Here is a 23,333-nt window from a genome sequence, read left to right as displayed (position 1 = left end):
TTTACAGCGGCGTAAAGAAACTGCCGTTCCCTAGCCAAAAAGCGGCAGAAACTTTACACGCGTGCGCAGTTAATGTCGCTTTTTAAGCACCATTACAATAAACCAGCCGAACGTTGCGATAGGTATAGCTGCCATTGTTGAAATCCACGGAACCATCATTCCGGCATGCGAATTCCACGAGTCGATTGCAGCTCCAGCAGCCATCGAACCTAAAGAACAGCCGACAGCAGACGCAGTTGGTAGCCATGAAAGACCTTCCGTAAGCGATTCTTCAGGGACAGTTGCTTTAACGATAAGATTTCCAGTAGCAAAAATTGGCGAAACGCATAAGCCGGAAAGCACTTCAAAAACGCTCATAAGCATAAGTCTGTCAATATTAAGACTCATAAGCACAAATCCAACAGTTAAACCAGTCAAAAATACAATCAAATGCGACCAATTAGAACCGCGGAATTTATGCGATCCAAAAATAATCGCTCCCACAAGCGAACCGCATGCAAACAATGCCAGCTGCATACCAATAAAATGATCAAGTCCTTGAGCTTTCATTGCAGCTGTTACAGACACGTCAAATGCACTAAAACTCATATTAAACACAACAAACATGAGCACTAGCGGGATAATACCGCGGTAAAGCAGCACGTTTTTGCCACGCTTTTTTGAGTGATGATTGTGCAATTGCTTAAGACTAAATTTGTCTGCAAATGAGCGTTTCGGTTCTTGCTTTTGAGATTCCGCATAATCTTTAGAAATTTCATCTTCTTTTTGAGAAGCGATTAATACATCAACGTCTTCAGCTGCAGCAGTTGGAACTTCCACTACTTTAAGCACAGCAGGTTGAGTATTTTTTAGAGAAAAGAACCAAGCTCCGCCCAATCCACTTGCAAATACTGGCACGAATAATTGCGAAACAGGATGCACAGAAGTTGCTAACCACGCAGCTAAAATAGGTCCTAATATAAACACAATTTCATCGATACCAGATTCCAACGCATAAGCAACGTTTAATAAAGAATCGTCATCTTCTGCACGCAATGTATAAGCCCAACGAGTACGCACCAACGCGCCAAAAGCAAACTGAGTTACGCCCATTACAATTGCTAGCACAAAAAGCAAAACAAGAGGAACCTTAAATAACGCTGCACATGCAAAAGAAATCATAGCGATTACTTGTGCACTTAGCGCAATAACTCCAACTTTACGCTGACCAAAACGGTCGAAAAGCTTAGCATACACAGGAGTTACCGCAGCTTGTGCAAGCACATACGACGCAGACATTGCTCCAGCAATAGTCCAGTTGTTATACAAATGGTTTAATGCAAGAACAATCCCCAACGCAATCATAGACATTGGCAAACGCGCAATTGCGCCTGCTACGCAAAACGCTTTAGCTCCATTAAATGAAAATAATCTAGAATATTGAGAAAATACCGATGCTTTATTAGTTGCCGTTTGCGACGACATATATTTCTTTGCTCCTTTTGTCAAGCAAGTCACACACGTTATACATTTGCATATTTTTTATTAGCGCGTCTTAGAACGAGCATTCGCTTGCTTTGAACGAACTCTCGGCTCACCTGAGTAAATATACAAGTCATCCACCAAAGATTTCACGTTCTTAGCTTCATAAGGATGATCCGAACGCATAAAAGAAGCATCTCTTCTAAGCCCGTGATAATCATAAAAGCTTACGTCGCACGCTGAATCAGTATGCAAATAGTAACGATTTACGCCATTATTTCTTAGCATATGCATTGTTCGCTTCCACAAGCCTCCACCGACACCATGCCCACGAGCATCCGGAGATACAAGGAAAAGCTCCAATTCCGCTTGAGTTAAATTATTAATATGAGATTTCGCTTCAAGTTTAGTTTCCAACGCGCGCATGCCATACGCTTCTTCTAAAGCGAGAGCATAGTTTTTGTCACAATTTTCTTTCATTGCGGCTTCTTGCTCGCGAAGCATTCTCCCTACTTCTGGAAATAAAACAGGTGCGCCAAAAACTCGCGCCAAAAGCAGACCCATAAACTTACCGTCTACTTCAGCAATAGTACCATGCGTTGAAGGTTCCAAGTAATGCAACACACATCTTCGAGAAAGACTTAACGAAGCATCTTTCCCAACTTCTTGCGCAATACCCCAAGTACGTTCATATTCTTTAACCATTGCATCAATATCGCTGAGTTTTACAGAACGAAATTCAACAGTCATGATTCTTCCTTACTTCATACTCAAATCGATGTTGTGCGTATGCCCGCCCACACACACTGCACGAGGAATCTGCACGTTTTCGAAGTGATGCACGATGCGTTTCAATCGCGGCGCAAAATACGTTACAGCAAACAAAAATTGCAGCAAATAAATTGCGGCAAAATGATTGCAATAGCAACATTTATGCGTCATCATCATCGAGGGAGATTAACGTGTCAGAGTGTAACTCGGCAAGGATCTCATCTTTCGTTTTTTGCTCGGCATGAATTTCCCGTTCACATTCATCCGATATGTTCACATAATAAAGGGTGGCATCGATAGCATCAAGCGGAACCTTAGTCATAAGAGACAAAAGCAGACGATACCAGTCAAGCTGACCAAGTTTAAGCGCAATATCTTGTGGCTTGGTTGGTTTTCTACCGGTTTTCCAATCGACTATCGTGTACAATTTGCTTGAATCTTCTGGATTTAAACCACCTGCGAATATTGCGTCGATTTTGCCATTAATAATTTGATCGCCTAATTCTGGAACATGAGCTACAATCGGCTGCTCTGCTGCTATAGGACGGCGATGCGCCCATTTTGATGTTATTAAACGCTGCTTCCATATCAACAATTTGCGCTCAGAAGATTTTGCATTTTGCGAAATCTTCTCGCAAGCTCCAGCAACGTTCTCATCAACGTTCTCGCCAACGTTCTCGCCAACGTTCTCATCAACGTTCTCATCAACGTCATACTGAATAGAATTTTTATTCACACAACCAGTTTTTATAAACTGTTCAGCCCAGGCATGAAAACGAGTTCCCAAATCAGAAGCAGGCGAAGAAACACTAGGAATAGGGCGAATAATTGCCATCCATTCCTTTCGCAAACGTTTAGCATCCGCATCATCAAAATCTTCATTCGCGCGCGAATAATCATTACGAAACATAGCGCGCCTTTGCACAGCAGTCACATTGACATTTTCAACATTAGAAAGCTGCTCTGCTCTGTTTTTTAACTCTTGAATGTTGCAATACCAATCAATTTTCGGCATTAAATCCGCATCTTGTAGCAAAGCTTGAGCTTTGTAAAGCAAAGAATTATCTTTTGAAATACCAGAAACTTGATTACTAATTTTTGAATTTACAACGTCTTGCGCAGATTTTTGCAATACACTACGTATAGCTTCACTAGATGCACTCGGCCAAGATAATTGCTTCTTATTATCTTCAGTTGGAATAGAGCTTTCCTCGCTAAATAATTGCGCAAGTTGCGAAGCTGACTCCCCTACAACATAACCTACTTGATTTGAAGAATCTGAAACCTTAGCTGTGAACTGAACCGGAGATTCTTCAGATCCGCGCATTGAATCATACATTTCCTGCCAAAAAACAGAAGGTTTTTTAACTCTAGAAGTTGAAATATTTGAAGATTCATCTACAGAAGAAGCTGCACTATTTGCAAAATTTTCTTTATTCTCAACAACGCTCATAGCATTAGACTGGCTGCAAGTGAGCAATGCTGCGAATTTAGCACGCGTCAAAGCAACATACATAAGGTGACGCTCGTCAATGTGCAAAGCGCGCCCACGCTCCTCGACTTGCGAAAGAGGCAATGTGCCAGTTTTCATCACAGCGTCATACACTTTTCTAGCTTCTGAAGGAATCGCTTCTACTGGAGCCTGCTCGTGCTCATGGAACTTTTCTGCCAAATCAAACATTTCTCTAGCTCTTGAACCATAAACTTCTGCGTCGATATCGTCTACAGTTAACATATTTTTCAAAGATTTTTGAGGTTCCATGCTAGTTTCAAGATCAACATCGTGAGGGAATCTTGGCAATATATTTGCATCCACTCTCATAGAAACAGGCACTTTTGCAGCAACTTCGAGCGTTGCGTATGCCCTTTCCCTGTACACGCCACTTTGTTGCGTTGCTATTACGCGCAAATTATCGCCTTGATTACTTGGGAACACGCCTTCATTAAGCCCAACTATCGCTACAGCAGGCCATTCCAAACCTTTCGATTGGTGAATAGTCATTAATACGACATCCGCAGGTTCATCCACTGAAGAAGGTTGATCGTTAATTTTGTCTATATTGAAAATCCAAGACATAAACCCATGCAAAGTAGGAGTTGTAAAATCGCTCATTTCTTGCAAATACGCGTCTGCTAGTAGACAAATAGAATCGACAGTAGAGTGCATATCGTCAAGAAGCGTTGCATTAGAGGAAGTATCATTCATAAACGCACGAGATAGCGCAACGTCAATATCAACGTTAAGCGTTTCTACAGCAACGCGCATAATATCTTGCAAAGAGCCAGATTGAGCACGTTGTATTGCATGAATCATTTGCCCTATTCTTAACACTGCTACATAAGCTTTAGAGCTTAAATTATTTTTTAGCTCAGAAAGCAAATTATTGTCGTTTTTGTCGTTATTTTTTGCTTCTTCGCTTAGTTGCGTTTCGTATGCTTCAAGCAAAACATCCGCCACAAAAACTCCACCATGAATACTATTGGTTTGCGAAGCTTGAGATTGCTGTTCTCGAACAACTTGAGACCACTTAGAGCGAGGAGTTTCAGCGTCTACTAAACCTGCTTGCACTAAAGCACGAAAAACATATTCGATATTCTTTGATGTTGCAATATTAGCTATAGCAGCCAAATCGTCAGTATTAAGCGCAAAACGAGGAGTTGCAAGCAATCTCATCAAAGCTTGAGTATTTGTGTGATCTGCAACAACAGAAAGAAGAGCTAAAACATCTCGAATTTCTGGTTTTTCAAGCAATGCAGAATACCCAACAGTAAGAGTGCGCAAACCTGCTTTTTGTAATGCTTCTTCATATAACGGAATATTATTTTTGCTACGGAAAAGAACTGCAACTCTAGCAGATGCAGAATTAGTATCGTCGTTTTCAGATAGCGCATTATGTTTTACATATTTTACAAAACGCACAACGGCTTCTACTTCTTGATATTGCGTAGGCATATTTAACACACCAAAAGTACCTTTTGGCGCATTGTCTAAGTATTGCAAGTTTTTCACTTCTACTTCTGTAGCAAGTGAACTACTATGACGAAGCGGAGGCACTCGCAAAGGTTTCGTAATAGAATTTGCAGCTTTTAATATAAGCTGCGAATTGCGTCGCGTTCTTGTAAGAGAAAACTCACTTGACTGGTCGATATTTAGTGCTTGCTCAAGCTTTCTGAAAGCTCCGGAACTAGCTCCTCTAAACGAGTAAATAGCTTGGAAGGGATCACCTACTGCAGCAATATGCGTTTGTTGAGTAGTCAAAAAGTCTTGATTTTCACTAGTTTTCGCAACAACGCTAGCTTCTTCAACACCGCTAGTTTTTTTATGAAACAGCGTTGCAATCAGCATTGCTTGAGTGGTAGAAGTATCTTGATATTCGTCAAGCAAAACTTGGCTGTATTGGCGGCGATACTGCTCTGCAATAGAAGGAAAATGCGTCACCAAACGGTATGCAGCAATAGTAAAGTCGCTAAATTGCGCCATATTTGCGCGCTGCTTTGCTGCGTCAAAAGCCAAAACTAATTCAAGTAATGCATTGCGCTTCTTAGCAGCTTCAAGCAAGTTATTACAAGATTCATAACACTTATTTTTTAATGTAATATTCAGGTATTCTACGTATTCTTTTCCGTAATTTTCGCACTTTTCGAAATATTTTTCATCCGAATCGTTTTTTCCGCGACGCAATTTAATAGAGCTAGGCTTTTTTGCAATTATTTCAGTAGTTTCAGCACAATCAATTGCTTTTTGCAAATGTTCAATCCAAGAGTTATTCCACTTTTGAATTTCTAGAACAGCTTTAGACGTGCTATCTATAGACTCTCCCCTGCTATTTATGCCAATCATCGAACATGAAATATCTGCTGCGAGCGCAAGCACGTCGTCAATAAGCGCATCAAAACTATACCAAGACAGTATTTCCGCATGATTAGTAACATAATCGTTTACTAGCGGTTTTATTAATTCGCGCGCACCTGCATCGCTTAAAGGTTGCGTATTTTGATCAAATCCAACGAGCAAACCATATTGGCGCACAATTGACTGGAAAAAAGCATCGTATGTCATTACTTCTGGCTTCAAAAAGCCACTTGAAGATGCAGAATTTCCGTTATTAATGAGCTTATTTATTTCGCTACTATGCTGACTTACAGCTTGAGCAACTCTTGCAAGCAGCTCAGAAGCTGCTTTATTAGTAAAAGTCAACCCCAAAATACTTTCAGGAGCAACTCCGCGCTCAATAAGGTCGATAACGCGACGAGTCATCGTATACGTTTTGCCACTTCCAGCTCCTGCAACAATAATCATGTTCTTATTTGTTGGCGCTTGAATTGCTGCAGCTTGTTCCACGCTATCGGTGTTCTTGCGAGTAAATTGCTTATTTGTTTTATCAATCATAACTACAGCACCTCATATACAGTATCTATGCAACCTGCGCATGCTGGGCATACTTGTTTTCCATTGCAATACTTCAAGTGTTCAGAAGTTGGGTGCGCAATAATCTTATGCGAACGAGCTGCCGCAGCAGCATAGCAAACGCGCGAAATCATAGTAAGAGACCATTTTGCGCTTTGATTTAATGATGTAAACGACTGCCAAGCGTTTTCGCTTACATTTTCTGGACAATTCTTCGCAATATCGTCAAGCTGCGAATAATCTAACAATCTTGCCATATTTTTGAATCCAACTCGTAACTCAAGCGGATTATTATTTAAAGTATTTTTTACGCAAAGCGGCGGCTGATACACGTTTTCAGCAACGTTATGATCTTGAGCAGGATAATCGTTCTTAGCAACGTGAAATAGAACACTTCGTGAAATAATTGGCGCATTCGACGCATCAATAAGCGGATTCTCATCAGAAAAAAGTAAAGCAAGCTGATAGCAAACTAATTGCAAATCGTTAAAAACTCCGCTTGCTGTTAAAGGTTTTCCTGTTTTGTAGTCCAGTAAACGAATATGCTCAGAACCATCTGAATTGATGCGCTTTTCCATGCGATCAATTCGACCGTGAATATGTACTTGCATATCTTCACTTGCGCCATCCGGCCACCCTCCAACTAAAGCACCCATCAATTCGTAGCAGTCATGCTTAGTAACGGTTTGCAAATTTGCATTCTTAAAAGTATTGTTCAATACGCGAGTAATATCATTAAATCCAAAATGCGCGCTTGTTTGCAATTCGCAATACGCTTGTTGCAATCTGCCTATGCTGCTTTCTAAAGATTTTTCGCTTTTTGTAAGAGATTCTAATATGCCGTTTTCTGACTTTTTTGAGTTAAGCGCATATGTTGATTGATCGTAAGAAGTGACAAAATATTGCGCAATTGCATGTAACGCACGTTTAATATTCTTCTCACGCGCAAGAGCCGAATAATGCTCCTTACTATCTCGAATATCTGCAAGTTCAGGCGCAATACTTAAGTAATACTTTTCCATAAGATTTGCGATTGCGTTACTGCGGCGCACAAGCGGAGAGTAAGGCGAATAGTCGGCTGAATTATTCGTCGCTTCAGCCGCATTATTCGTCGCTTCAGTTTCATCGACTTCAGTTTCCGGCATATCGTAATGCTGATTTTCGCTTGCCCACCTTGCAGTTTCATGAATTAGCGTGCCAAAATACGTTGCCGCGCTGCCGGGTTGAGGGCCTAAAAGCTGACGATTTACCAATCCACACACAGGGCATGCCCACAAACTGTCTACAGCTGAAGGAGACAAGCTTATAACAGAGTTAGTTTTTTTAGCAGAGCTAGCTTTTTCATTGTATTTTTCATTATTTTTTTCATTATCTTTTCCAACAGAAGATTTCTCATCAACATAGTCATCGACATCGCTCATAAAATCCCACTCAAAAGGATCAGCGCAAAATACTCCATTTTCTTTAAGTAATTGCAACGTTTGAGCAGCGTCAATAATCGCATTTCTAGACTTACTATTCTCACTATCGGAACTACTTGCACTATCTGCACTACCTGCATTACCTACACTATTTCCAAACTCTTCTTTCATAGAAGAAGCACGCAAAATTTGCGAACGAGCAGCACACACTAGTCCACGAACATCCATATCTAAACCGGCAAAAGGTGTAGTAAATTCCGTAAAAGGCGTGCGCGAATTTTCATTATTGTAGTATCTTTCAGGCAAATAATAATAAAGAAAGTCGCTTGGCACAGCACTATCGCTATATTGCGCGCTTATATACAAACGCTCTGTTGCGCGCGTAATAGCTAACAAAAAACTGCGCTGTTCCGAGGCAAAAACTGCAGATTTATCATTATTTGAAAGAAGTGACGCATTCACAGTCAATTTAGAAGCAGAAATCTTAGAATGCAAAATAATATTCGCTAAACTTTCTGCGCCAAACATAGTGCTACGAGAAGCAAGATTTGGCCACACACGTTGTTGCAAAGTAGGCATCCACACAAGATTCCAATGTTTTCCAACAGAACCAGCAGGAGTAGTAAGCGTTACAGCATCTGGAACAGGCGCTACTTTAGCAAGAGAATCAGCTTCAATTTCCATGCCACGAACTTGAGCTATAAAATCTGCAATACCTACAATATTTTCTTGTCTAAAAGTATCGTCAAACGTATTCATTGACGAGATATCAGAAGAAGCATATGAAGAAACATAATCAAAAAGACGCATTGCAGCATCCAAGCGATCGTTAGCTCGATAACCTTCCGAATTATGCTGTAAAGACATACGCTGCCAACGCTCAGCAACATGACAAATATTCCAAGCCTCACCAAGAGCGTATTGAGCACTACTCAAATCAGGATTATTGTGCATACGAGAAGCGAGAATTTGCACGTTTTTCCACAGTTTTACAAAAGATGCAACGTGCGGATTCCGAGGTGCCATATTCTGCAATATTTGCAACACTGTAGAATCTTTACGAACATTAGAATCATCATCTATAAAACGTGCAACATCTGCTACACAAAGCAAATAGCATGCATCAAGAGACAATGGCATAAGCTCATTTGAACTGCCATCAATACGACTATTATCAACCAAAATTTGAGATTCAAAGTACGCTTTGCTTTGCGCATTATGAAGCGAATTTTGCAACAAATCCCAGTTATGAACAAGATTTCGCAAAGGCGCATTAGATTCAAAGCTCTTGTTATTTTCACAATTTTTCTCAATTAAAACAGCCGAAAGAGAAGAAAGAGAACGCATAAGCGAATCTACAGAATATAACTTCGCAGGTATTTCAACGTCTAAATCACCGTAAAATCCAGAATCGCTCTTAGTAATCGAGGAAAGTGGACTATCCATAATATTCTGAACTCGCAAACGCACCCACGAAGCCAAATTTTGCAAACTTCTACCATGTTTTACTTGCTCAACAATTCCAGAAAAACCGTGCTGCGCAAATTGAGCAAGTTCAATAAGCGCAAATAAACCTTGCACAAACGGCTCATCTTTTAATGGGCGAGTTACTAACGAGTATCGCACAGGAACTCCAGAAGCGCGAAGCTGCTCGCCAAAAAGACGAACAGTGGAATTGTCGTGCGCAATTAACGCCATATCGCTCCACTTGCGCTTATTATTTACGTGAGATTGCTTCATTTGCCAAATAACAGCATCTAATTCCTCGCGCTGTGAACGATATAACGCTGTAAAAACAGTGTCATCTGAGTTTAGATGAGAATTTTGTGGGGTTTCTATAGGCTCAATCGGTAAGGACCCTACAAATTTTGGCATTTTCCAAGGGCGATTTGGGAGCGCAACATCTGTTTTATATTGCGAAGTAAGCGAAAGAGAAACGCGCGAAGCGAGTAATTCACGCATCGAAGGTGCTTGGGTATAATTTGCAAAAGTTGGATCTGCAGAATAATTTTTAGAAGAATCAGCAGAATCGTCGGAAGAATTTTCGCAAGAATCAGCAAAACCCGTATATTCTAAAGTTTGTTCAGCAGCATTCAACTCATCCAAAGCTGCAGAAATTGCATAATCCGGGTACGCTCCTCTAAACGATTGCACAGATTCATCCGGATTCGCAAGCAAAACTAAACGCGTGCCAATCTTCGACAAAGTCTCAATAAAACTCAAACCAGCCAAAGTAATATCTTGATAATCATCGACTACAAGAAGAGCCGGAATTTCAGAAGAGTTTACTAAACCATGCTCGCCTAATTCGCGCGCAGATTTTGCGCCCTCAACCAACAGTTGCGAAGCGTCAAGTCGGAAAGAAGATTTATAAGTGTCGGCAATTATTTTTCGATATTCAGCTCGCAAAGCAAACGCCAAACGCCATTGAGTTAATCTACGTTTAATAAGCACAGACGTTTGTAAAATATCACTATTATTGGCGTAAGATTGCTCGTCACTAAGAGCGCAAAGAACTGAATTTTCGCTTTCAAAATCGCTAATACCAAGCTCATCTAAACGAGCGAGCATATCGCGCAATTGATGCATAAAAGCGTTGTTAATATCGAAACTATCTGCCAAAAATTCTGGAGACGAAGAAGCTGCTTGAGCAGCCTGAGTTGTTGAAGGCGCGGAAGGTGCGGAAGTGGCGGAAGTGTTAGAAGTGGCGGAAGTATTAGAAACTGCGCAAGTTAATGGAATAACCCATTGAGACGTTTCAAAATAATCCTTAAAAAGCGCGCATATATTGCAATCACCATTATCTCCACGCATAACATGCTCAATGTGTGCGCGCAAAACTTTACGAAGCAAAGAATCCTGCTCAGCACCATTTAGCAGCTTAGGCGAAGGCTCATTCTTTAACTTACAGCAAGCAGAAATGATATTAAAAGCTAAAGAAGCCAAAGTGCCAACTGGACGAGACTGCTTACTCACACCAATTTGACGAATAATAATATTGTCAATTTTTGAAGCAAGAACACGATTTTGCACAGCCATCGCAGTAACATTATGCGACCAACGCTTATAGCCGGAAATTGCTGCGCGCACAGCAAACTGCGTTTTACCAGTATTCGGCGCACCATACACAAGCAACGCATTAGTCACATTGCCAGAAGAATTGCGTAACGTACCGTCAAATAATGCTTGTAATGCAGTATCCTCACTCATACGCTTAATTCTAGCAATTAGGCAATAGTGGCGCGCAACAATACTATTCTTTTAATATTGCACGAGCGCGAGCATCCTTAAGCGCAAGAAATACACTGCCGACACCAATAAAAATAAGAGTAAACACAATTAACAAATACGCAACACCAACGCCCAAAGTAGTGGCATTAAAAGTTTGCGGTGCAAAGCCGAACCAGCCGGCAGGAGCGCCATAATTGAGGAAATTATAAGGCGCGCGCATTGCATGAACACCCCAACGAACACCAGCAAACTCGCTAAGCATAGCAGCATAAGCAACATAAGCAAGAGGCGGAACAGTAGAAACATACAAATGTGCGCGAGTAGAGCGGAAACGATAATCAAAAAGCACAAAATCAGCGATTGCAAGAAGCGGCGCAACTGCGTGAACGCAAAGGCTGCTGCATCCGTTATTCATGTAAGCGCCAACAAAACCAAGCTTATTGGTAGGTGCTAAGAAACACAGGTACAAAGTGAATGTGACAGCAATTGAGATGGTCATCATGAATTTGAAAATGTACCAAGCGTTGGATTTTGAGTCGAACCATGCGCAAGATGCTGCAGAATCTTGCTGTGCGGCGGAATCTTGCTGTGCGGCGGAACATGCAGAATTACGAGCACGCATAAACGCAGCTGTATCAAGCAAAAGCGATCCAGCAAGAGCTACGCAAATCATAAGGTTAGAAAGATTCGTAAAATAAGTGAAGGTCATCAAGCCTTCCCACGAAGCAGTCATACCATAAACAGATGCGATGATTGCAATCGCGCGTATTGCTGTGCGTGTCGCGTATTCGCGCGCTGTGAGCGGAGTCTTTTGTTCTAGCATGGAATCGTTTGCCATGTTATCTCGCTTTCGTAACTTCTATAATCTACTTTTTATTTACTATATTTATGTTTACACAGTTGAAAGCAAAAATATGTAGAAGAAGTTGCAAAAATGCGGCGCGATTTTTGTAGATTCCTGCAAGTGCTGCGAAACAAGCAAAATGAGACACTAACGCAAAAGAGCGTAAGTCATGAACAAAAGATATAGTCGAAGGATGGTTCGGAGTGCGCAATTGCAACAAATTGTGAAGTCAAGCGCTGAGATTACATCCGTAAAACCTGATCTAGATAGTGCTAGCGAAGGGAAACATTATGACAACATGCAACACTGAAAAAACAAATACCTGCAACGAAGCAAACGAATACTGCACAAGCTCAACAACGCAAGTCGACACATGCTTCTCTGTACGCGCACGCCGACGTATGTTCCTTAACGACGTGCGTCAATGCATCGAACGTGTGCGCACACAGCAGCCACTCACCCATTGCATCACGAACGTAATCGTGCAAGACATTACAGCCAACGCACTGCTCGCTGCAGGAGCATCGCCAATTATGGTAACCGATCCAGAAGAAGCGCATGCACTTGCGCAAATTGCCACAGGCGTGCTCATAAACGTTGGCACATTCCATCAGCCAGAAACTTCCGAATACATGCGCGCAGCTGTTGAAGGATGCGAAAAAGCTGATACTCCGTGGGTGCTTGACCCGGTTGGAATCGGCGTTCCAGCACTTGCACCTCGCGCGCGCTTTGTACACGAAATTATTAAGCACCACCCTACTGTAATTCGTGCAAACGCTTCCGAAATAATGGCACTTGCAGGCAAAGAAAGCAACGGAAAAGGCGTAGATTCTCACGATAACGTAAACGACGCGCTTCAAGCTGCTCGCGAATTAGCTAAAAAATACGGATCCGTAGTGGCAATTTCCGGAGAAAAAGACGCGATTTACGCTCACGGATGTTTAGCTCGCGTAACAGGTGGCCACAAAGCTATGACTAAGGTAGTTGGAACAGGTTGCGCTTTGGGAGCGTTAGTTGCAGCATACGTTGGCGCAAACCCGGAACGTCCGCTCGCAGCAACTGTTGCAGCGCACGTGCACGCAGCAGCGGCTGGAACTTGGGCAGCTCGCCAAACCACAGCTCCAGGCACTTTCCGCACACTGTGGATGGATGCGCTTTCAACTCTTAGCGTAAATGATATGTTTAGTTTGACAAATATTGAGTTTACGGTGGAGCCTGTTGATTGGACACTGTATTTGGTAACGGATCCGCGCATGGGAAATCGCCCGGAAGAAGAAGTTGCAGTAGAGTCAGTTGAAGGCGGAGTTACAGTTGTGCAATTGCGCGATAAGTATTCCAATGACGCTGAAATTTCGGCCAAGGCGAAGAAGTTGCGTCACGCGCTTATTGATTCCGGACACGGCGATGTGCCTGTGTTTATTGACGATCATGTTGATTGCGCAGCTCATCTTGGTTTCAACTTGCACGTTGGGCAAAAGGATACGCCGTTTGTTGAGGCACGAAAGGCGATGCCAGCAGAGTGGATGGTTGGGCTTTCTTGCGCTCGACCGGATTTGATGGAGAAAGCTTACCGCGAGTGCAAAGAAAACGACGTTCCACTGCCGGATGTGATTGGCATTGGTGCAGCTTTTGAAACGCATACGAAAGCGCACGACGTGCCTCCACTGGGAGTTGAAGGCGTAAACGAAGTTGCGAAAGTTGCGCACTCTATGGGCGTAAAAACGTTGGCAATTGGCGGAATTCACGAGAACACGGTGTTCCCTATTCGCGGTCTTGAGCTTGACGGAGTTTGCACAGTGTCGGCGCTTATGTGCGCTGAGGATGCTGGGAAAGTTGCGCGCGAGCTTAAAAGCGTGATTACTGAGTAAAACTGGCACGCGTGCGCGACGACCTGCTTTCGCGCTTAGAGCGTAGCGCGCGAAAGCAACTCGGAGCGGAAACTCGCTTAAGCGCGAGCGTTGGCTGGTTTTGGGAACAAATGCCGGAAAATTCCCGGCATTTGTTTACGAACAGAGCTTCGATGTTCACACAGTTTGCTGAAGGATGCGCACGGAATGGTTTACCGGTCCATGCCCGCGCTCGCCGCCGCGCCCAACATGCAATTCACTCCCAGCCGCAATCGCCTCACGAAGCCACGCCGTTGACCATTCAAGCGCGCGAAGTACAGTATCGTGATCACTCAAATTCTTTCCCTCGCGCAAAGCAAGCCCAATTTTCGTAGCAAGCGCAGAAGAAAGCGAGCAACCAGTTCCGTGAGTTGTGCTTGTTTCAACTCGTTCGCTTGGTACGTGACTTGCGTAGCCATCCGGGAAAACCGCAGTATTTCCAACGTCTTCGCCAGTTAAGTGCCCACCTTTTACGATTACAACAACGCTGTTTTTTGCAGCCAACTTGCGCGCCTGGTTGCAAGCTTCCTCAAAATTTTCCGCAACACTTGACTCGCACAAAGCCGCCAATTCCGGCACGTTTGGCGTCACTACATCAACGCAGCTTATAAAGTTTCGCATCGCATTTTCAGCACTTGCCTCAAGCAAGCGCTTCCCGGAAGTTGATATCATAACTGGGTCTAGAACGCTTACAGGAACCGGATTATCACGCATCCAGTCTCGCATTGCTTCAATGTATTCTGTGCATCCGAGCATGCCGATTTTTAGTGCATCAACTGTAACGTCGTCGTACACGCATGAAAGTTGTGTGCGGAAAAAGCTTACTGGTGGCGTGAATACTTCGCGCACCTCGCATGTGTTTTGCGCAACAAGATTAGTTGGTATACACATGCCGTAACCGCCTGCCGCCATGATTGATTTAAGATCTGCCTGTATTCCGGCTCCACCTGTCGGATCTGTGCCAGCTACGCTTAGCACGCGTGGAATGATTGGATTTGATTGCTGCGAAAGCGATTGCGTATGTTGCAAGTCGTTCTGCTTACTTGATACTAGCGTCATATTTTTTATTATATTGCGTCGCGCTCGTTTGTGTTCAAGTAGGTCGTTACTAGCGCAGTGATATGTACCCCCTTTTCTGCATCAGTGTCCGAAGGTAGGCAAAATCACACTCACGCAGCGGACGACCTGCTTGAGCGCTGCAATTTAGCGCGCGAAAGCAACTCGGAGCGCCGAGCTTGCTCAGAGTTGAAAGCACAGTGTGCTTTCAACGCAAGCGAGGTCTACCTTCGTCTCGATTGACGAAGGCAGGGCAGAGTTGCGTGGTTGCGCTTTAGAAACTAAGTTGTGACTGGCGTGCGCTGACGACCTGCCTGAGCGCTGCCATTTAGCGCGAAGGCAACTCGGAGCGGAAACTCGCTTAAGTTGGAAGTCCAGTGGGCTTCCAACGCGAGTTTCGTAAGCGAGCGCGTAATCCACGCGAGCGCCAACTGTGCCAGCAACAAAAAAGAGCTTCAAGCCCGAAAGCTTGAAGCCCCATTTTTATATTAGATTAGCGCAATCACTCAGCTTCGTCGCCATAATCGCTCTGACCACCCTGATCGTCAAGGAAGTCATCTGGATTAAAGTCGTCGCCGAGCTTCATATCACCAAAATCAATGTTGGAGAAGTCAACATCGCCCATATCGCTCTCACCGAAGTTCGAAGGCGTGCTATCTGCACCGCCCAAACCAAAGTTCGGATAAATAGAGTCGCGAACCTGAGGATCCGGCTCCACACTAGCATTGCGGTAACGTGCCAAACCGGTACCAGCTGGGATGAGCTTACCGATAATCACATTCTCCTTCAAGCCCTTAAGGTCATCTTCCTTCTGGCTCAAGGCGGCCTCAGTAAGCACACGCGTAGTCTCCTGGAACGATGCTGCAGAAAGCCAAGAATCCGTAGCCAAAGAAGCCTTGGTAATACCCATAAGCTCTGGTCGACCAGCAGCAGGCTTTCCGCCGTTCTTTACAGCAGCCAAGTTTGCCTCGCGGAACTTTGCTTGATCCACAAGTTCACCTGGAAGAAGATCCGTATCGCCAGAATCGATCACCGTAATGCGGCGAAGCATCTGGTGCACAATAACTTCAATGTGCTTATCGTGAATATCAACACCCTGAGAACGGTACACGTTGTGCACTTCTTCCACGATGTTCACCTGAGCCGCACGCGGACCAAGAATACGCAGAATCTTCTTAGGATCCACAGAACCTTCAATCAGCTGCGTACCAACCTCAACATGGTCGCCATCTTTTACAAGCATTGGCGCACGACGAGTCACTGGGTAAACGATTGGATCAATCGTAGTGTCGTCTGGAGTCAAAGTCACCTGACGGCCGTGATCAGTATCCTCGACCTTCACAACGCCTGGGAACTCAGCGATTGGAGCCTCACCCTTAGGAGTACGAGCCTCGAAAAGCTCCGTAACACGAGGAAGACCCTGAGTAATATCAGAAGCCGAAGCGACGCCACCAGAGTGGAAGGAACGAAGCGTAAGCTGCGTACCAGGTTCACCAATGGACTGTGCTGCAACAATACCAACAGCCTCACCAACATCCACGAGTCGGCTTGTAGCCAAGGACCAGCCGTAGCACTTTGCGCAAACGCCGCGCTTGGATTCGCAAGTAAGCACAGAACGCGCCTTAACTTCCTCAACGCCGTGAGCAACCAAATCACGCAAAACGTCCATAGAAAGCGCGTCGCCACACTTTGCCAAAACTGTCGTACCGTCAGCAGGATCAATTACGTCTGCAGCAAGCAAGCGCGAGTATGGACCACCGTCAGCAGCCTTAACAAGCGTCAAATTGCCGTTTTCGTCGCGATCAGCAATCTTCATCATAAGACCGCGCTTAGTGCCGCAATCTTCTTCACGCACGATTACTTCCTGCGAAACATCCACAAGACGACGAGTCAAGTAGCCAGATTCTGCCGTACGAAGTGCGGTATCTGCCAAGCCCTTACGAGCGCCGTGCTGCGAGATGAAGTACTCCAACACGGAAAGACCATCGCGGTAGTTTGACTTAACAGGTCGAGGAATAATCTCGCCCTTAGGGTTTGCCACGAGGCCTCGCATACCAGCAATCTGACGAATCTGCATCCAGTTACCACGTGCGCCTGACTGAACCATGATGTTCACGTTGTTGTCATCGTGGAAGTTTTCGCGCATTGCGTCTGCAACCTTGTCGGTGCATTCAGTCCACAAGTTGATCAACTCTTGACGACGCTCTTCGTCTGTAAGAAGACCCATATCGTATTGAGAGTTGATTTTTGCAGCCTGATCCTCGTAATCTTGCGCAATTTGCTCGCGATTTGGAGGAAGCACAATGTCAGAGAATGCCATCGTTACGCCAGACCAAGGAGCGCGAGTAAAGCCGAGATCCTTCAAAGCGTCGAGTGTTGCTGCAACTTGAGCTGTAGAATAGCGGGTTGCAATATCGTCGACGATCTTAGAAAGTACGCCCTTTGGCACCTGCTCATTTACGAACGGATAGTCGACTGGCAAAGTTCCGTTGAACAAAATGCGTCCGCAAGAAGTTGCAAACAGTACAGTCCCGTCCTTAAAACGCTCTTCGCGCACAACGTCTGGGCTGCCTGGCTCAGGGTCAACAACCTTAAGCTCAGCAGGCTCCCAATTCTTTGGCAATACGAAGTCTGCAGGAACTCGAATCAGCACCTTAGCTTGCATATCAATCTCATGCTTGTCGAGAGCCATTTCAGCTTCAGCAAGCGAGGAGAAGATTCGGCCCTGACCTTTTGCTCCGTCAATTACGGTAGACAAGTAGTAAAGACCCAGAATCATATCCTGAGAAGGCATAGTCACGGTGTGACCGTCTGCTGGCTTCAAGATATTGTCGGAAGCCATCATCAAAGTGCGCGCTTCCGCTTGAGCTTCTGCAGAAAGCGGAAGATGCACTGCCATCTGGTCACCATCGAAGTCTGCGTTGAATGCTGCACAGGCAAGTGGCGGCAGGTGGATTGCTTTACCTTCAACCAAAATCGGCTCGAATGCTTGAATACCCAAGCGGTGAAGTGTAGGTGCGCGGTTAAGAAGCACAGGATGTTCGGAAATAACTTCTTCCAAAACGCCCCAAACTTCGGAGTCGCCACGGTCAACCAGACGCTTTGCGCTCTTCATATTCTGAGCGAAGCCCTGATCCACCAAACGCTTAATAACGAACGGCTTAAAAAGCTCCAATGCCATTGGCTTTGGCAAACCGCACTGATGCATGCGAAGGCTTGGACCAACGACGATTACGGAACGACCAGAGTAATCAACACGCTTACCAAGCAAGTTCTGGCGGAATCGGCCTTGCTTACCTTTAAGCATGTCGGAAAGCGACTTTAATGGTCGGTTGGATGCGCCGGTTACTGGGCGTCCGCGGCGACCGTTGTCGAAGAGTGAGTCGACTGCTTCCTGAAGCATGCGCTTTTCGTTATTAAGCATAATCTCAGGAGCACCAAGCTCAATAAGTCGCTTCAAACGGTTGTTACGGTTGATTACACGACGGTACAAATCGTTCAAATCGGAAGTTGCAAAACGACCACCATCAAGCTGAACCATTGGTCGCAAGTCTGGTGGGATTACTGGAATTACGTCCAAAACCATAGCTTCTGGCTTGTTTCCAGTAGTCAAGAACGCGTTTACAACCTTCAGTCGTTTCAAAGCGCGAGCCTTGCGCTGACCGGTTCCGTTGTCAATTTCTGCGCGAAGTTCTTCGGCAGCAGACTTCAAATCGAAATCTTGCAAACGCTTCTTAATAGCTTCAGCACCCATGCAGCCTTCGAAGTAATCGCCATAGCGATCTTCCATCTCGCGCCACAAGTCAACGTCGCCTTCCATATCGCCGGCACGCAAGCCCTTGAAACGATCAAATACGGCGTTCAAACGCTGAATTTGCTCGTCATAGCGAGTACGAATAGCAGACATTTCGCGTTCTGCACTAGCACGCAACTTAGATCTTGCAGCACCTTTGCCTTCGCCAGATTCTTCCAGCTCATGCAAGTCTTCTTCAACTTTCTTAGCGCGCGCTTCAATTTCGTTATCACGACGCTTGCGAAGGTTGCCGATTTCTGTATCGAATTCGTCTTGCAAATCTGGAAGATCTTGGTGACGCTGCTCTTCGTCGACTTTCGTAACCATGTAGGCTGCGAAGTAGATTACTTTTTCAAGATCCTTAGGTGCAATGTCGAGCAAGTAGCCCAAACGGCTTGGCACACCCTTGAAGAACCAAATGTGCGTTACCGGAGCTGCAAGCTCAATATGACCCATGCGTTCGCGGCGAACGCGACTGCGGGTAACTTCTACGCCGCATCGTTCGCACACGATTCCCTTAAAGCGCACGCGCTTATACTTGCCGCATGCGCACTCCCAATCGCGAGTTGGACCGAAGATCTGCTCACCGAACAGACCGTCCTTCTCTGGCTTTAGGGTACGGTAATTAATGGTTTCTGGCTTCTTTACTTCGCCGTGGCTCCAGCTACGGATATCTTCGGCGGTTGCCAGTCCAATCCTCAGTTTGTCAAATGCGTTGACGTCCAGCACTCTTATCGTCCTGTCTCATGAAATTGTTTTTAACGTTTCTTAATTTCTTAAAGTGTGTTCGTTACCGAATCACTGGTATTCAGGTTCAACAGCAATCTGATCTTCCTTGGCGGACGAATCTGGTCGAGCGCCAATATTGAAGCCAAGATCGTCGGAAGATGAAACTGGGTCGTCCTCTTCATCCTTCATGTCGATTGCGACGCCTTCAGCGTTCAACACCTCAACATTAAGCGAAAGCGACTGCATTTCCTTAAGCAACACCTTGAATGATTCAGGAATGCCAGCTGGTGGCAGGTTATCGCCCTTGACGATAGCACCGTACACGCGCACACGACCGTCGACGTCATCAGACTTCGTAGTCATCATTTCGTGCAATGTGTAAGCAGCACCGTAAGCCTCGAGCGCCCACACTTCCATTTCGCCGAAGCGCTGACCGCCGAACTGAGCCTTACCACCCAACGGCTGCTGGGTAATCATGGAGTAAGGACCAGTGGAACGTGCGTGAATCTTATCATCAACCAAGTGATGCAGCTTCAAAATGTACATGTAGCCCACAGAAATTGGCTTCGGGAATGGCTCACCAGTACGACCGTCGAATAAGGTTGCCTTACCGTCAGAGCCAACAAGCTTGTCACCATCGCGATTTGCGAGTGTTGTAGAAAGCAAGCCCTTCAAAGTTTCTGGTCGCACGCCGTCGAATACTGGCGTTGCAACTGGAGTGCATGGATCGCCATGCTCAGCACCTTGCGGCACGTACTTCTTCCAAGCTGCTTCCAAGTCTGGATCCAAGTTAATATCCCAGCCAGCGTGAGCAATCCAACCCAAGTGAAGCTCGAGCACCTGACCCAAGTTCATTCGAGAAGGCACACCCAACGGGTTAAGCATGATGTCAACTGGAGTACCATCAGCCAAGAATGGCATATCTTCTTCTGGCAAAATACGGGAAATAACACCCTTGTTGCCGTGACGACCGGAAAGTTTATCGCCTTGCGTAATCTTACGATGCTGAGCAATGTAAACGCGAATCATTTGGTTCACGCCGTTTGGAAGCTCGTCACCGTCGTCTTCAGCGTCTTCACGAGTGATTTCCTTAACTGCAATCACAGTACCAGTCTCGCCGTGTGGCACGCGCAAAGAAGTATCGCGCACTTCGCGGCTCTTTTCGCCGAAGATTGCGCGGAGCAAACGCTCTTCTGGAGTAAGCTCGGTTTCGCCCTTAGGAGTTACCTTACCAACCAAAATATCGCCAGCTTCGACTTCAGCGCCAATACGAATAATGCCGCGCTCGTCGAGATTTGCAATCGCATCTTCGCCAACGTTTGGCAAGTCACGAGTAATCTCTTCGGAACCAAGCTTGGTTTCGCGAGCGTCGATTTCGTATTCTTCAATGTGAATAGAAGAAAGCGTATCGTCTTGCACAAGACGCTGGGAAATAATCACAGCATCCTCGTAGTTGTAACCGTTCCAAGGCATGAATGCAACGAGCAAATTCTTACCCAATGCAAGTTCGCCCTTTTCGGTTGCAGGACCGTCTGCCAAAACTGTACCAGTTTCAACGCGCTCGCCATCTTTAATAAGCGGCACTTGGTTGTAGCAAGTAGTCTGGTTAGAACGCTGGAACTTTGAAAGCTTGTAGCTGGACTGAGTTCCATCGTCGTTCATAACGCGAATAATATCTGCAGAAACGTAAGTTACTACGCCCGGCTTTTCAGCCAAGATTACGTCGCCAGAATCAACTGCTGCACGCCATTCAGAACCGGTACCAACAAGTGGTCGCTCCGACTTAATAAGCGGCACAGCCTGACGCTGCATGTTCGTACCCATCAATGCGCGGTGGCCTTCATCGTGCTCCAAGAATGGAATCAAGGAAGCGCCGAGAGAAACCATCTGACGTGGGGAAACGTCCATGTAATCTACAGTGCTTACAGGCACATCGACTGCTTCTTCTTCGTCCACGCGAGCAAGTGCTTGAGTGCCAACGAAGTTGCCGTTTTCGTCGAGTTCCTGGTTTGCTTGAGCAATAACGTGCTCGGCTTCGCGGTCTGCAGTCATGTATTCGACTTCATTAGTTACGTGACCATTCACAACCTTGCGGTATGGGGTTTCGATGAAGCCGAATGGATTGATGCGTCCGAAGGTTGCCAAAGAACCGATAAGACCGATGTTTGGACCTTCTGGGGATTCGATTGGGCACATACGTCCGAAGTGGGATGGGTGCACGTCTCGAACTTCCATAGAAGCGCGATCGCGAGAAAGACCACCAGGACCAAGTGCGGAAAGACGACGCTTGTTCGTAACGCCTGCCAAAGGATTGTTTTGATCCATAAACTGGCTGAGCTGGGAAGTTCCGAAGAATTCCTTAATAGTTGCGTTTACTGGACGAATGTTAATCAAGGACTGAGGAGTAATTGCCTCTGCATCCTGAGTTGTCATACGTTCGCGCACAACACGCTCCATGCGGCTTAAGCCGGTACGAAGCTGATTCTGCACAAGCTCGCCAACCTGACGAATACGACGGTTGCCGAAATGATCGATATCGTCAACGTCAACGCGCAACTGTACGTCTTGACCGTCGCGCTTACCTGGGAAGGTTTTTTCGCCAGAATGCAACGTTACCAAGTACTTAATAGTTGCGATAATATCTTCGCGATTCAAGCTGCGATCGCTGTAATCTGCTTCAATACCGAGCTTGCGGTTGATCTTATAGCGACCAACGCGAGCCAAATCGTAACGCTTTGTGTTGAAGTAGAAGGAATCGAGAAGATTGCGACCAGCTTCTGGAGTTGCAGTATCTGCAGGGCGAATCTTACGATACAAATCGGTAAGTGCATCGTCTTGCGTTTCGATAGGCTCTTTTGCGAGCGCATCCAAAACAAGTGGATAGCCTTGGAAAGCATCTGCAATTTCGTCTTTCGTCATGCCAATAGCCATAAGGAATACGATTGCAGACTGCTTACGCTTGCGGTCAACGCGAACGCCTAAAACGTCACGCTTGTCGATCTCAAACTCCAACCATGCACCACGGCTTGGGATAATCTTCGCACCGAAAACATCCTTGTCGGAAGTGCGATCTTGTGTACGATCGAAGTACACGCCTGGGGAGCGCACAAGCTGCGAAACGATTACTCGCTCGGTGCCACCAATAATGAATGTGCCGTGAGGAGTTTGCAATGGGAAATCACCCATGAAGACAGTCTGGCTCTTAATTTCGCCAGTTTCGCCGTTTTCAAACTCAGCATTCACATAAAGTGGAGCAGAATAGGTGTAATCCTTTTCCTTGCACTCGAGCACAGTGTGACGTGGCTCTTCAAAGTATGGATCAGAGAATGTGAGGCTCATCGTCTCAGCAAAGTTCTCAATTGGGGAAATCTCCTGGAAGACTTCGTCGAGACCAGAGACATGAGGCACGGTGTGAGTTCCGTTTGCTTCATCTTCTGCAACGCGCTTCTTCCAGCGTTCAGAGCCGATCAACCAATCAAAGCTGTCGGTTTGCACGCCGAGGAGGTATGGCACATCAATAGGCTCACAAATGGAGCCAAAATTCACACGATCTGACGCTTTATGCAACTTAATATCATGTTCGTCAGCACGTGCGATGACTTTCGTGGTGCTCGTCATAGCTTGTTCAGCAGCCAATGGACGTTCCTTTATCACTCGCTAGTTAACTATTTAATCTTTGAAAAACTAAAGAAAATCGCGGCAAACGAAACTGCCAAATAAGCAAGTTGCGATG

Annotated in this window: 9 protein-coding genes and 1 riboswitch; of the genes, 1 reads left to right on the top strand and 8 read right to left on the bottom strand. The window is 45.4% G+C overall.

All coding sequences use genetic code 11. The features are described 5' to 3' along the window. Positions 1-69: 69 nt before the first annotated feature. From HXT29_RS00400 to HXT29_RS00380, 5 genes are all read right to left on the bottom strand, one after another. A complete protein-coding gene (locus HXT29_RS00400) occupies positions 70-1,464 on the bottom strand; it encodes an MFS transporter (protein ID WP_174163674.1) in 1,395 nt (464 codons plus the stop codon). Positions 1,465-1,524: 60 nt separating this feature from the next. After that, positions 1,525-2,211 (bottom strand): GNAT family N-acetyltransferase, encoded by a 687-nt coding sequence (locus tag HXT29_RS00395; RefSeq protein ID WP_116442816.1) that lies wholly within the window; start codon positions 2,209-2,211, stop codon positions 1,525-1,527. A 181-nt stretch (positions 2,212-2,392) separates the two neighbouring features. After that, positions 2,393-6,622: a UvrD-helicase domain-containing protein gene (locus tag HXT29_RS00390; RefSeq protein WP_422118372.1), complete on the bottom strand. Its 4,230-nt coding sequence runs from the start codon at positions 6,620-6,622 to the stop codon at positions 2,393-2,395. A gap of 2 nt (positions 6,623-6,624) precedes the next feature. After that, on the bottom strand, positions 6,625-11,271 hold the full coding sequence (locus tag HXT29_RS00385) for a PD-(D/E)XK nuclease family protein (protein WP_422118371.1): 4,647 nt from the start codon (positions 11,269-11,271) through the stop codon (positions 6,625-6,627). 43 nt (positions 11,272-11,314) lie between these two features. Then, entirely contained in the window at positions 11,315-12,130 is an 816-nt protein-coding gene (locus HXT29_RS00380) for a hypothetical protein (RefSeq protein ID WP_116971157.1), read from the bottom strand. A 195-nt stretch (positions 12,131-12,325) separates the two neighbouring features. After that, positions 12,326-12,437, top strand: a riboswitch (TPP riboswitch). Here HXT29_RS00380 and thiM point away from each other — a divergent pair. Then, a complete protein-coding gene (gene thiM / locus HXT29_RS00375) occupies positions 12,427-14,004 on the top strand; it encodes a hydroxyethylthiazole kinase (protein WP_004107252.1) in 1,578 nt (525 codons plus the stop codon). Its footprint overlaps the riboswitch before it by 11 nt. 156 nt (positions 14,005-14,160) lie before the next feature. Here the strand turns inward: thiM and thiD are convergent, their stop codons facing one another. The 3 genes from thiD to rpoB all read right to left on the bottom strand — a co-directional run bounded on the left by thiD (position 14,161) and on the right by rpoB (position 23,218). After that, positions 14,161-15,081 carry a bifunctional hydroxymethylpyrimidine kinase/phosphomethylpyrimidine kinase gene (thiD, locus tag HXT29_RS00370; RefSeq protein ID WP_064340227.1) on the bottom strand — a complete coding sequence of 307 codons (921 nt, stop codon included), beginning with the start codon at positions 15,079-15,081 and terminating at the stop codon, positions 14,161-14,163. 499 nt (positions 15,082-15,580) lie between these two features. Beyond that, positions 15,581-19,600: a DNA-directed RNA polymerase subunit beta' gene (locus tag HXT29_RS00365; RefSeq protein WP_004118670.1), complete on the bottom strand. Its 4,020-nt coding sequence runs from the start codon at positions 19,598-19,600 to the stop codon at positions 15,581-15,583. 69 nt (positions 19,601-19,669) lie between these two features. After that, complete coding sequence (gene rpoB / locus HXT29_RS00360) at positions 19,670-23,218, bottom strand: DNA-directed RNA polymerase subunit beta (protein ID WP_032835542.1); 3,549 nt, start codon at positions 23,216-23,218, stop codon at positions 19,670-19,672. Positions 23,219-23,333 lie beyond the last annotated feature (115 nt).

The sequence above is a fragment of the Gardnerella sp. DNF00550 genome, assembly GCF_049262685.1.
Lineage (GTDB): Bacteria > Actinomycetota > Actinomycetes > Actinomycetales > Bifidobacteriaceae > Bifidobacterium > Bifidobacterium leopoldii.
This window is presented reverse-complemented; position numbering and strand designations above follow the sequence as displayed.

Bases quoted from the DNA above. Each gene is read 5' to 3' on its own strand.
- HXT29_RS00385 (WP_422118371.1), bottom strand. From the start codon at position 11,271: ATGAGTGAGGATACTGCATTACAAGCATTATTTGACGGTACGTTACGC.
- HXT29_RS00380 (WP_116971157.1), bottom strand. From the start codon at position 12,130: ATGGCAAACGATTCCATGCTAGAACAAAAGACTCCGCTCACAGCGCGC.
- rpoB (WP_032835542.1), bottom strand. From the start codon at position 23,218: ATGACGAGCACCACGAAAGTCATCGCACGTGCTGACGAACATGATATT.
- thiM (WP_004107252.1), top strand. From the start codon at position 12,427: ATGACAACATGCAACACTGAAAAAACAAATACCTGCAACGAAGCAAAC.
- HXT29_RS00400 (WP_174163674.1), bottom strand. From the start codon at position 1,464: ATGTCGTCGCAAACGGCAACTAATAAAGCATCGGTATTTTCTCAATAT.
- HXT29_RS00390 (WP_422118372.1), bottom strand. From the start codon at position 6,622: ATGATTGATAAAACAAATAAGCAATTTACTCGCAAGAACACCGATAGC.
- thiD (WP_064340227.1), bottom strand. From the start codon at position 15,081: ATGACGCTAGTATCAAGTAAGCAGAACGACTTGCAACATACGCAATCG.
- HXT29_RS00395 (WP_116442816.1), bottom strand. From the start codon at position 2,211: ATGACTGTTGAATTTCGTTCTGTAAAACTCAGCGATATTGATGCAATG.